The organism is Mesorhizobium sp. LSJC285A00 (genome assembly GCF_000503155.1).
Lineage (GTDB): Bacteria > Pseudomonadota > Alphaproteobacteria > Rhizobiales > Rhizobiaceae > Mesorhizobium.
The window spans coordinates 57,834-68,552 of the sequence record NZ_AYVK01000018.1; the positions used below are offsets into that span (position 1 = coordinate 57,834).

A 10,719-nucleotide genomic window follows, 5' to 3' on the forward strand; every position below is an offset into this window, starting at 1 on the left:
ACCATGCGTGACCCAATCGACGACAAAACGCCAGACGGATGCCACCGCGGAGGACAAGTTCCTCTGGCTGGAGGACCGGACCAGCAAGGAATCGCTCGACTGGGTGCATCGCCAGAACCAGATCACCGTGGCCGAACTACAGGGCGATCCGTCCTACCAGGCGGCCTTCGAGACGGCGCTCGACCTGATGACGGCCGAGGACAACATTGCGGTCGGTGCCGCGCTCAACGGCCAAGTCTATAATTTCTGGCAGGACAAGACCAATGTGCTCGGCCTCTGGCGCCGCACGACGGTTGCTTCCTACAAGACCGAGAAGTCTGTGTGGGAGACGATCATCGACTTCGACGTGCTGTCGGCCAAGGAGGGGGTGAAGTGGGTGTTCAGCGGCGCCAGCCGCCTTTACCCCGATTTCAACCTTTGCCTGGTGGCGATGTCGCCGGATGGCGGCGATGCGAGCGAGATGCGCGAATTCGACATCGAGACCAAATCATTCATCGAGGGCGGCTTCCGCGCTCCCGCCTCGAAATCCGGCTTTTCCTGGCTGGACAGGGACACGGTCATTGTCTCGGCTGCCTTCGATGAAGACGACAAGACCCAGTCCGGTTATCCGCGCGTCGTCAAGCTGTGGAAGCGCGGCACCCGGTTGGAGGAGGCGACGCCGATCTTCGAGGCCGAGAAGCAGGATCTCGCGGCCGGCGCGGGGGTCGAGCATGATGGCGACAGGCAGTATTTGTTTCTGGCCCGCACGATCGCCTTCTTCTCCTCGCACAGTTTTCTGCGCCTGCCGTCGGGCGAAAACCGGCGCATCCCGCAGCCGGACGATGTCACCGACACCGCGCTGTTCAAGGGCCGGTTCGTGTTCGGGGTGCGCAGCCCATGGACGGCGCCGGGCGGCACTGAGTGCTTGCCGGACGGCCTCTATTCCTTCGATTTCGAACACTGGATGGACACCGGCGACCTGGGCCCTGTTGAAACCATGCTCGCGCCAGCGCACCGTGTTTCGGTCGCCGGCATTGCCCGCACTCAGGACCGGCTGTTCATCAATCTGATGGACAATGTGCGCGGCAAGGTCGTTGTCGCCGAGCGCAGCGGCGACCGCTGGTCGCTGAAGCCGGTGGCGCTGCCCGAGAACGGCAATGTCGGCATCGCGCATGCCGAGCATTTCGGTTCCAGCGTCTCCTTCTCCTTCACCGATTTCCTGACGCCGAGTTCGATCATCTGGTCGGACGATGACGGGGTGACGCTGGCCACCGTGAAATCGCAGCCGGCGCGGTTCGACGCCGCGCCGCTGGTCTCGGAACAGTTCGAGGCGCGCTCGAAGGACGGCACCATGATCCCGTATTTCGTCGTCAGGCGGCGCGACCAGAAGGGTCCGGTACCGACGCTTCTCTATGGTTATGGCGGCTTCGAAATACCGCTGCTGCCCGGCTATGCCGGCGTGCGCGGCAGGCTGTGGCTGGAGAAGGGCAATGCCTATGTGCAGGCCTGCATTCGCGGCGGCGGCGAGTTTGGGCCGGCCTGGCATCAGGCGGCGCTGAAGGGCAATCGCCAGACTGCCTTCGACGATTTCGCCGCGGTGGCGCAGGACGTCGTCAGGCGCGGCATAGCCACGGCTGCTTCCCTCGGCATCCAGGGCGGCTCGAATGGCGGCCTGCTTACCGGCGTTTCCCTGACGCAGCATCCCGAACTGTTCGGCGCCGTCATCATCGAGGTGCCGCTGCTCGACATGCTGCGCTACACCGAACTGCCGCCAGGCGCCTCGTGGATCGGCGAATATGGCGATCCGGCAAAACCGGAAGAAGCCAAGTGGCTCGCCGCCTATTCGCCGTACCATCATGTCTCGGCCGATGCCGTCTATCCCCCGGTGCTGCTCACGACATCGACCGCCGACGACCGCGTCCATCCCGGCCACGCCCGCAAGATGGCGGCGAAGCTGCAGGAAGCAGGTCACGGCAAGACGTTGTTCTTCGAGGAGACGGAAGGCGGCCATGGCGGTCGCGGCGACCGCCGGCCGCAAGCGGCGCAAACCGCCATGAAATACGTGTTCCTGCAAAGGGTATTGAGCGGCACCGCTTGAATTCCGGGCCTCGGGCGGCATAGACTGCCGCCATGGTCTACATGAGCACATCCGGCGCCTTCGGGGTCGCGGTGACACCGTCGCCGCGCACGCTGCGCGCCGAACTGCTCAGGCTGTGCGCCCGCATCGGCTATTCGCCGCCCGCCGTCCTCTGACGAAGTCGCCCCGGCAGCTTGCCGGTTTGATTCCAGAGGAAAGAGCAAACCCATGACTTACCAGAACTATTCGCTGAAGCAGCTTCAGCAGATTGACGCCGCGCATCATCTGCATCCCTTCACCGACCACAAGGAATTGCGCGAGACCGGCTCGCGCATCATCACCCACGCCAACGGCCCGTTCATCTACGATGCCGACGGCACCGAAATACTCGACGGCATGGCCGGGCTGTGGTGCGTCAATGTCGGCTATGGCCGCGACGAGCTGGCCGACGCCGCTTACGCGCAGATGAAGGAATTGCCCTACTACAATTCCTTCTTCAAATGCTCGACGCCGACGCCCGTGCTGCTGTCGAAGAAGCTGGCCGAGCTGGCGCCCAAGGGCATCAGCCAGGTTTTCTACGGCTCCTCCGGCTCGGAGGCCAACGACACGGCGCTGCGGCTCGTGCGCCACTATTGGGTGCTGGAAGGCAAGCCGGAGAAGAACCGCATCATCTCGCGCAAGTCGGCCTATCACGGCTCGACCGTCGCCGGGACGTCGCTGGGCGGCATGGATTTGATGCACAAGCAGCTCGGCGGGGCGGTTCCCAACATCGTCCATGTCATGATGCCCTATGCTTATGAGTTGGCGCTGCCCGGCGAAAGCGACCATGATTTCGGCCTGCGCGCGGCCAAGGCCGTCGAGGACGCCATCCTCGAAGCCGGTGCCGACAAGGTGGCGGCCTTCATCGGCGAGCCGGTGATGGGCGCGGGCGGGGTGAAAATACCGCCGATGAGCTATTGGCCGGAAGTGCAGCGCATCTGCCGCAAATACGATGTGCTTTTGATGCTGGACGAGGTCATCACCGGCTATGGCCGCACCGGCGAATGGTTTGCGGCGCAGACCTTCGGCGTCGAGGCTGACACCATCACCACGGCCAAGGCACTGACCTCGGGCTATCAGCCGCTGTCGGCGCTGCTGGTCGGCGACCGTATCGCGGCGACGCTGGTCGAAAAGGGCGGCGAATTCTACCACGGCTATACCTATTCGGGTCACCCGGTGGCCTGCGCGGTGGCGCTGAAGAATCTCGAGATCATGGAGCGCGAAGGCTTGGTCGACAGGGTCAGGAACGACACCGGACCTTACTTCGCCCAGGCGCTGCAAGAGCGCATTGCCGGCCACGAACTGGTCGGCGAGGTGCGATCGATCGGGCTGATGGGCGCGATCGAGATCGTCAAGGACAAGGCGACCAAGGAGCGGTTCCTGCCGGCGGGCAGTGCCGCAGTCACCGTCCGCGACCACGCCATCGCGCAAGGCCTTATGCTGCGCGCCACCGGCGACACGATGATCCTGTCGCCGCCGCTGATTTGGACCCGCGCGACGATCGACATGGCTTGCGATCGCATCGCCAAAGCGCTGGATCTGGCGCAAGCGGATTTGCGCAAGAAGTAGATGGAACGAGCGCCGGGCGCCTTGCAAACAGGGCGCCCGGACTGTGCGCCTGCTTATCGTCAGGGTCGACGGGGTCAGCGCACCGATCGTGCTGGTCAATAAAGGCCATGAGGCAATTCCGAACGCTGCAATCGGAATAATAATTCAGACCGAGCAGTATAGTACTGCAAAACGCAAAAACCGCGCTCCATAGGAACGCGGCTTTGCCAGATACGCATGGCATTTCGCCAACAATACACTTGCGAAACTTACGGGCTCCGGTACGCGAGACCTGATCCGGAGCGCCGGGCGGATGCGATATGTCCGCCTCGCCATCCGTTATATAGGCACATCGTTACCGCCGGGTTATCGAGAGCTTAAGCAAATCTAAATTTGCAATTTTTCCGCGCAATAAAAATCGAGAAAAGCGCGGCCAAATTCGAAACTTATAGAGAACTGCCGCGAAGGAAATTTATGATGCCGGAAAAATCCGATCCGCCATTTCCCTGGGCGTTGAACAGCGCATAAAGCTGGGCCGCTTCGGCCCCCATTGGCGTCACCGCGCCGGCGCTTTGGGCCGCCTCCTGCGCCAGTTTCAGGTCCTTCAGCATGAGTGCTGCGGCAAAGCCCGGTTTGTAGTCGCGGTTGGCGGGTGAGGCCGGCACGGGACCCGGCACCGGGCAATAGGTGGTCAGCGACCAGCACTGGCCCGACGAGGTCGAGGCAACGTCGAACAGGGCCTGATGCGAGAGGCCGAGCTTTTCGGCCAGCACGAAGGCCTCTGCGACGCCGATCATCGAAATGCCGAGCATCATGTTATTGCAGATTTTGGCTGCCTGACCGGCGCCGTCGTCACCGCAATGGACGATGCGGCCTGCCATCGGCTTCAGGACCGGTTCGGCCTTGGCGAAGGCATCCTTGGCGCCGCCGGCCATGAAGGTCAGCGTTCCCGCAGCAGCACCGCCGGTGCCGCCGGAGACGGGGGCGTCGATCGAATGCAGCCCGTGCTTCCTTGCTACGGCATGCGCCTTGCGGGCCGACTCGACATCGATGGTCGAGGAATCAATGAACAGGGCGCCTGGTTTGGCCTTGGGTGCGATGTCCTCGTAGACCGAGAGCACGTGCTTGCCGGCGGGAAGCATGGTGATCACGACATCGGCGTCCTTCACCGCCGCCACGGCATTCGCCATGACAATGACGCCATGCTCGCGGGCGACGGTGAGGTTTTCCGGCATCAGGTCAAAGCCGTGCACCGCGTGCCCCGCCTTGACGAGATTGGCAGCCATCGGATTGCCCATATTACCCAAGCCGATGAAGGCGACAGTGGTCATAGCGGTGCTCCATGATGAGTAGGCAGTAGGCAGTAGGCAGTAGGCAGTAGGCAGTAGGCAGTAGGCAGTAGGCAGTAGGCAGTAGGCAGTAGGCAGTAGGCAGTAGGGCGACCTATTCGGGTGCGAGTTTGAGAATAAGTTGGCGAAGCATCTTTCCGATGGCCTCGGCCGCCAGAAGCAGGTGCTCAGCTTGCCCATGCGTGGCAACGCCAATGCGTTGAGCGATTTGGAGGTGTGTCTCGAGCTCCTTCAGCGAGCCTTGGGCTATCCTGAGAAATTGCTGATAGGAGCCTCGGTTGTCTCGGCCATAGCCTTCCGCGATGTTTGCAGGGACAGAGGTTGCTGAACGGCGGATTCGGCTGGTCAGCCCATATAATTCCTCTTTGGGGCATGTCTTGGTCAATGAGTAGGTGCTGACAGCCAGATCCATCGCCTGCTGCCATACGATAAGATCCTTGTACGAGTTGATCTTGCCGGTCATCCTTTGCCTACTGCCTACTGCCTACTGCCTACTGCCTACTGCCGTCCGATCAACGCCCGCGCGATGATGACGCGCATGATCTCGTTGGTGCCTTCGAGGATCTGGTGGACGCGCAGGTCGCGCACCAGTTTTTCGATACCGTAATCATGAAGATAGCCATAACCGCCATGCAGCTGCAGCGCCTCGTTGGCGACGTTGAAGCCGATGTCGGTGACGAAGCGCTTGGCCATCGCCGACCATTTGCCGGCATCCGGCGCCTTGCGGTCGAGTTTCGAGGCGGCGGCGTAGAGAAAGATCCGCGCTGCCTGCAATTCGGTCTCCATGTCGGCCAACCTGAACTGCAGCGCCTGGAACTGGTTGATCTTCGAGCCGAAAGCCTTGCGCTCGGCGGTATAGGACAGCGCCTTGTCGAGCGCAGATTGCGCGCCGCCGAGCGAACAGGCGGCGATGTTGAGGCGGCCGCCATCGAGCCCGGCCATTGCGATGCCGAAACCTGCGCCTTCCCCCGACAGCAGGTTTGCAGCCGGCACCTTGCAGTCCTCGAAGATCACCTGGCGGGTCGACTGCATGTGCCAGCCCATCTTGTGCTCGTTGGCGCCGAAGGACAGGCCGGGCGCATCCTTCGGCACGACGAAGGTGGAAATGCCCTTCGGCCCGTCGGCGCCAGTGCGCGCCATGACGACATAGAGGTCGCTGTCGCCGGCCCCGGAGATGAACTGCTTGGCGCCGTTAAGCACATAGTCGTTGCCGTTCTTCACCGCGCGCGTCTTCAGCGCCGCGGCATCCGAGCCTGAACCCGGCTCGGTCAGGCAGTAGCTCGCCAGCCATTCCATCGAGGTCAGCTTCGGCAGGAAGCGTTGGCGCTGCTCGTCGTCGCCGAAGCGGTCGATCATCGACGCCGCCATATTGTGGATCGAGATGAAGGAGGAAAACGCCGGATCGGCGTGCGACAGTGCCTCGAAGATCAGCACGGCGTCGAGCCGGCCGAGCGCCGAGCCGCCGACATCGTCCCTGACATAGATGCCGCCGAGGCCGAGCGGGCCGGTCTCGCGGATTACATCGGCGGGAAAGTGTCTTGCCCGGTCCCATTCGAGCGCATTGGGCGCAACGCGATCGGCGGCGAAGGCCTGTGCCATCTCCTGGATGGCGCGCTGTTCCTCGTTGAGCTCGAACTGACTGGTGCTCGCATCGACCGCGGCGTCCATGGCGTGCTCCCTGTGTTTCCCCAGCTGGGGTTGGCTTGCTGGCCTGTTGTTTTTGGCTTTGCGCGCCGCTCAATCTAGACCAATGATGCCGCCGCGCAACCCGGCTCGCCGCGCAGCCGCTGTGCATGAATGGATCAACGGAGCATTGCGTGCCGACATATTTCGACGAATTGCTCGACCGCTTCCATGCCTATCTCCGGGGCGTGGACAACGCGCTGGTGCGGGACGCCGTGACCCGGATCGGCTGGAATATGACGGCGCGCGTGCTCGAAGCGCATCCGCTGCCTTGCCTTGGTCTGCTCGACCGCATTGTCGAACTGGCGCCGCCGGACCCGCAGCCTCTGGTGCAACTGCTGGCGGAGCGTCGTGACGATCTGTGCTGGGGGCAGACCTACAACGCGAGCGATTTTGGTGAAGCGTTCTTGCAAAAATACGGCTGGCTGGAGGTGTTTGGCACGCGCGGCCATTTCGCCAATGAAGAGGTCGCGGCCGGATTGCTGATCCTGGGGCCCGGCATCACCTATCCCGACCATCATCACATTGCCGAGGAGATCTACATTCCGCTGACCGGCGGCACCGAGTGGCGCATGGGCGAAGGCGGCTTTCACACCCGCCAGGCGGGCGAAATTATCCATCACGCCTCCAATGTCAGCCATGCCATGCGCACCGGCAGCGAAGCGTTGCTGGCGCTCTACATCTGGCGCGGCGGGCCGCTGGCGCAGAAATCGACCGTTTCCGGCGCGCAGGGCAGGGGCTGAGCATGGCCAAGGNCAAGGCGATCATGCTGCAAGGCACGGGTTCGGATGTCGGCAAGACGGTGCTGGTGGCGGGGCTCTGCCGCGCGGCCAGGAATCGCGGGCTGAAAGTCAGGCCGTTCAAGCCGCAGAACATGTCGAACAATGCCGCCGTCGCCGACATTCCGGGCGACGACCGCCCCGGCGGCGGCGAGATTGGCCGTGGGCAATGGCTGCAAGCGCTGGCGTGTGGTGTTCAGCCGACCGTGCATATGAATCCGGTGCTGCTCAAACCCCAGAGCGACATCGGTTCGCAGGTGATCGTGCAGGGCAAGGTGTTCGGCGAGGCGCGAGCGCGCGACTACCAGACAATGAAAGCGGGGCTGATGGACGCCGTGCTGGAGTCCTGGACGAAGGTCGGTGAGGGCGCCGATCTGGTCATCGTCGAAGGCGCCGGATCGCCGGCCGAAATCAACCTGCGCAGCCGCGACATCGCCAATATGGGCTTTGCCACGCGCGCCGACGTGCCGGTCATCCTGGTCGGCGACATCGACCGCGGTGGCGTCATCGCTTCGGTCGCCGGCACGCATCTGATCCTGCAGGAGGAAGACAGGCGCATGATCGTCGGCTACCTCATCAACAAGTTCCGCGGCGATGTCTCGCTGTTCGACGACGGCATCCGGTCGATCGAAAGCTTCACCGGCTGGCGCTGCTTTGGCGTCGTGCCGTGGCTGAAGGCGGCGGCGCGATTGCCTTCGGAGGATTCGGTCGTGCTCGAACGCCTGGCATCGGGCGAGAAGCGGGCGTTGAAGGTCGCCGTGCCGATGCTTGGCCGCATCGCCAATTTCGACGACCTCGACCCGCTCAAGGCCGAGCCGCAGGTCGAAGTGGTGTTCGTGCCGCCGGGGCAGCGCTTGCCGGAGGATGCCGGCCTGGTGGTCATTCCCGGTTCCAAATCGACGATCGGGGATCTCATGAAATTCCGCGAGAATGGCTGGGATCGCGATCTCCTCGCGCACCGCAAACGCGGCGGCCATATCGTCGGCATTTGCGGCGGTTTCCAGATGCTCGGCCGCCTGGTGCGCGATCCCGATGGCATCGAGGGCAGCGTCACCGAGGCCGAGGGACTCGGCCTGCTCGACATCGAGACGGTGATGGAGCCGGAAAAGACGGTGCGCAATGTCAGCGCCCGCTCGGTGCCGTTCGGCCTGGCGCTCGAGGGCTACGAAATCCATCTCGGCCGCACCACCGGGCCGGACATGGCGCGGCCGTCGGCTGTGATCAACGGCATCGACGACGGTGCCATTTCCGCCGATGGCAAGGTTTTTGGCACCTATCTGCACGGCCTGTTTTCCGCCGACGCTTTCCGGGCGAGATTCCTGGAAAGCCTCGGCGTGAAAGGCGGCGGCATCGACTATCGCGCGGAGGTGGAAAAAGCGCTGGACGAGATCGCCACCGAGATGGAGCGCCATCTTGAGTGCGATGCGATTTTTGGGTTAGCAAGGTAGGACCGTCCACCGTTTCGCCATCCTCGGGTCTGCGCGTCCGCTTTGCTTCATGGTCATCCTTCCGCGCGGAAGAGCCTAACAGACCATGCATCCAAAGCAAAAGCGCCCGGCTTTTGACCGGGCGCTTCGAATTGCAGAGGTCGCGGGTGCCTAGGCGCCGCGCATCAGGCAGGCGGCGGCAAGCACGATGTATGCGATGAGGACAATCCACACCGCAGCCAGAGGAATGAACGCAAGAACGCCAAGCGCGGCGAGCACGCCGATGATGGCGATGACAAGGGATATGATGAAAACAAGCTGAGTGGGTGCACTAAGATTCATGTGTGGTCCCTCCAACATGATTCGTACAACGGCATCCTATCAGGCGTGAGGCTTATACACCAATCAGCTGGCGCAATGGGTTTGCCGGGTCGGCCAGCAGCTTCACCGCCAGCGCCAGGCAGATGATCACCAGCAGCGGCTTGATCAGCCGGGCGCCGATGCGGATGGCAAGGCTGGCGCCGAGCCGGGCGCCGAGGAACTGGGCGACGCCCATCATCAGCCCGATCTTCCAGTAGACGACGCCGGCGATGGCAAAGACGATGAAGCCGCCGATGTTGGAGGCGAAATTGAGCAGCTTGGTGTGTGCCGTGGCCTTGAGCACGCCGAAGCCGGCGAGGCTGACGAAGGCCAGCATGTAGAAGGAGCCGGCTCCCGGCCCGAACAGCCCGTCATAGAAGCCGACCAAAGGGGCGATGATCAGCCCGAACAGGAAGGGCGACAGGCGCTCGGCGCGGTCGACATCGTTCATGTTGGGTTTCACGGCGAAGTAGATCGCGATGGCGATTAAAAGCAGCGGCAGCAGCGCCCGCAGGAGATCACCCGGCACGAATGCCGCCAGCAAGGCGCCGACGGCACTGCCGGCAAGGGCCAGAAGCGCCGATGGCAGCTGTCGGCGCAGATCGACATGGCCATTCATGGCGTAGTGGATGGTCGCCGAAGCGGTGCCGAAAATGCCCTGCAGCTTGTTGGTTCCAAGTGCTGCGACCGGCGGGAAGCCGGCAAGCAGCAGGGCCGGGATGGTGATCAGCCCGCCGCCGCCGGCTATCGAATCGACAAAGCCGGCTGCAAAGGCGGCGAAGGCAAGCATGATGACGGTCTGGGTAGCGAGGTCGAGCATCGGGATTTTCTGAACATTCCGGCGGGAAAGGTGGTGCCGCGCCTTCTCATGGCCATCCGGTTTGCGCAAGGCCGATTCCGCGCTACGTCTATCCAAGCGCGTTGCGCTTGGATTTCCTGTGGTGCATGTCATTATCCCAATACCGCTGCGCAGTTTTGGGTCATGTGCGCTGGGCGGGCTCGGGAAAGGGACACTGTTGGCGATGGCATTGCTCGACCAGATACGCTCGATCTTCGATGGTGACCCCGGCGTGCGCAAGGTTGCCGACGACCCGGTGCTGTCGGCGGAACTCTTGATGCTGTTTCGCATGATCCTGGCCGACGGCTCGGTTTCGGAGAGCGAAATGGTCGCCTTCCGGCGTATCTGCAAGGACGCCTTCGGCATCCCGGAAACCAGCATCGACGCGGTCATCGAATATCTCAATGATTTCGGCTACGAAACCAACGGTTCGCAAGCCATTGCGCTGTTCCGCGATCTCGATGTCGAACGGCGCAAGTTGCTGGCGCTCCACATGGCGGAGATCGCCAAAGCCGATTCCAAACTGGCCGAGAGCGAAGTGCGGCTGTTGCGCCGCACGCTCGATTTGCTCGACATCAGCCCGGTCGATGTGGTGAAGCCGGAGGAGTGAGGCAGACCAGGGGCAACGGCCGCCCAGCCG

The 10,719-nt window shown here is 63.0% G+C and carries 11 protein-coding genes; 6 read left to right on the forward strand and 5 right to left on the reverse strand.

Annotated elements, in window-relative coordinates; genetic code table 11:
* The first annotated feature begins 7 nt into the window (after positions 1-7).
* Genes X726_RS152640 through X726_RS152630 form a run of 3 tightly spaced genes read left to right on the forward strand, consistent with a single transcriptional unit; the run spans position 8 to position 3,664 of the window.
* Positions 8-2,077 (forward strand): prolyl oligopeptidase family protein, encoded by a 2,070-nt coding sequence (locus tag X726_RS152640; RefSeq protein ID WP_023670421.1) that lies wholly within the window; start codon positions 8-10, stop codon positions 2,075-2,077.
* Between the two features lie 32 nt (positions 2,078-2,109).
* Positions 2,110-2,232, forward strand: coding sequence for a hypothetical protein (locus tag X726_RS152635; RefSeq protein WP_023670422.1), 123 nt, complete (start codon positions 2,110-2,112; stop codon positions 2,230-2,232).
* A gap of 52 nt (positions 2,233-2,284) precedes the next feature.
* Positions 2,285-3,664: an aspartate aminotransferase family protein gene (locus X726_RS152630; protein ID WP_023670423.1), complete on the forward strand. Its 1,380-nt coding sequence runs from the start codon at positions 2,285-2,287 to the stop codon at positions 3,662-3,664.
* 425 nt (positions 3,665-4,089) lie between these two features.
* On the opposite strand, the gene mmsB is transcribed toward X726_RS152630, so the two are convergent.
* The 3 genes from mmsB to X726_RS152615 all read right to left on the reverse strand — a co-directional run bounded on the left by mmsB (position 4,090) and on the right by X726_RS152615 (position 6,660).
* Positions 4,090-4,974, reverse strand: a complete 885-nt coding sequence (gene mmsB, locus X726_RS152625) for a 3-hydroxyisobutyrate dehydrogenase (protein ID WP_023830557.1) — start codon at positions 4,972-4,974, stop codon at positions 4,090-4,092.
* Positions 4,975-5,086: 112 nt separating this feature from the next.
* Positions 5,087-5,455 (reverse strand): four helix bundle protein, encoded by a 369-nt coding sequence (locus X726_RS152620; RefSeq protein WP_023670425.1) that lies wholly within the window; start codon positions 5,453-5,455, stop codon positions 5,087-5,089.
* Positions 5,456-5,490: 35 nt separating this feature from the next.
* Positions 5,491-6,660, reverse strand: a complete 1,170-nt coding sequence (locus X726_RS152615; protein ID WP_023670426.1) for an isobutyryl-CoA dehydrogenase — start codon at positions 6,658-6,660, stop codon at positions 5,491-5,493.
* A 149-nt stretch (positions 6,661-6,809) separates the two neighbouring features.
* Here X726_RS152615 and X726_RS152610 point away from each other — a divergent pair, with 149 nt between their 5' ends.
* Both X726_RS152610 and X726_RS152605 read left to right on the forward strand, forming a co-directional pair.
* Positions 6,810-7,418 carry a dimethylsulfonioproprionate lyase family protein gene (locus tag X726_RS152610; protein WP_023670427.1) on the forward strand — a complete coding sequence of 203 codons (609 nt, stop codon included), beginning with the start codon at positions 6,810-6,812 and terminating at the stop codon, positions 7,416-7,418.
* A gap of 2 nt (positions 7,419-7,420) precedes the next feature.
* The gene (locus tag X726_RS152605; RefSeq protein ID WP_023670428.1) at positions 7,421-8,902 is read left to right on the forward strand and encodes a cobyric acid synthase; all 1,482 of its coding nucleotides are present in this window, start codon (positions 7,421-7,423) and stop codon (positions 8,900-8,902) included.
* A 150-nt stretch (positions 8,903-9,052) separates the two neighbouring features.
* Here X726_RS152605 and X726_RS1000000169025 read toward each other — a convergent pair whose 3' ends face one another.
* Positions 9,053-9,223, reverse strand: coding sequence for a hypothetical protein (locus X726_RS1000000169025; RefSeq protein ID WP_023670429.1), 171 nt, complete (start codon positions 9,221-9,223; stop codon positions 9,053-9,055).
* Positions 9,224-9,275: 52 nt separating this feature from the next.
* Positions 9,276-10,061, reverse strand: coding sequence for a TSUP family transporter (locus X726_RS152600; protein ID WP_023670430.1), 786 nt, complete (start codon positions 10,059-10,061; stop codon positions 9,276-9,278).
* A 196-nt stretch (positions 10,062-10,257) separates the two neighbouring features.
* Here X726_RS152600 and X726_RS152595 point away from each other — a divergent pair, with 196 nt between their 5' ends.
* On the forward strand, positions 10,258-10,689 hold the full coding sequence (locus tag X726_RS152595) for a TerB family tellurite resistance protein (RefSeq protein ID WP_023688142.1): 432 nt from the start codon (positions 10,258-10,260) through the stop codon (positions 10,687-10,689).
* Positions 10,690-10,719 lie beyond the last annotated feature (30 nt).

Bases quoted from the DNA above. Each gene is read 5' to 3' on its own strand.
- X726_RS152635 (WP_023670422.1), top strand. From the start codon at position 2,110: ATGGTCTACATGAGCACATCCGGCGCCTTCGGGGTCGCGGTGACACCG.
- X726_RS152630 (WP_023670423.1), top strand. From the start codon at position 2,285: ATGACTTACCAGAACTATTCGCTGAAGCAGCTTCAGCAGATTGACGCC.
- mmsB (WP_023830557.1), bottom strand. From the start codon at position 4,974: ATGACCACTGTCGCCTTCATCGGCTTGGGTAATATGGGCAATCCGATG.
- X726_RS152620 (WP_023670425.1), bottom strand. From the start codon at position 5,455: ATGACCGGCAAGATCAACTCGTACAAGGATCTTATCGTATGGCAGCAG.
- X726_RS152615 (WP_023670426.1), bottom strand. From the start codon at position 6,660: ATGGACGCCGCGGTCGATGCGAGCACCAGTCAGTTCGAGCTCAACGAG.
- X726_RS1000000169025 (WP_023670429.1), bottom strand. From the start codon at position 9,223: ATGAATCTTAGTGCACCCACTCAGCTTGTTTTCATCATATCCCTTGTC.
- X726_RS152600 (WP_023670430.1), bottom strand. From the start codon at position 10,061: ATGCTCGACCTCGCTACCCAGACCGTCATCATGCTTGCCTTCGCCGCC.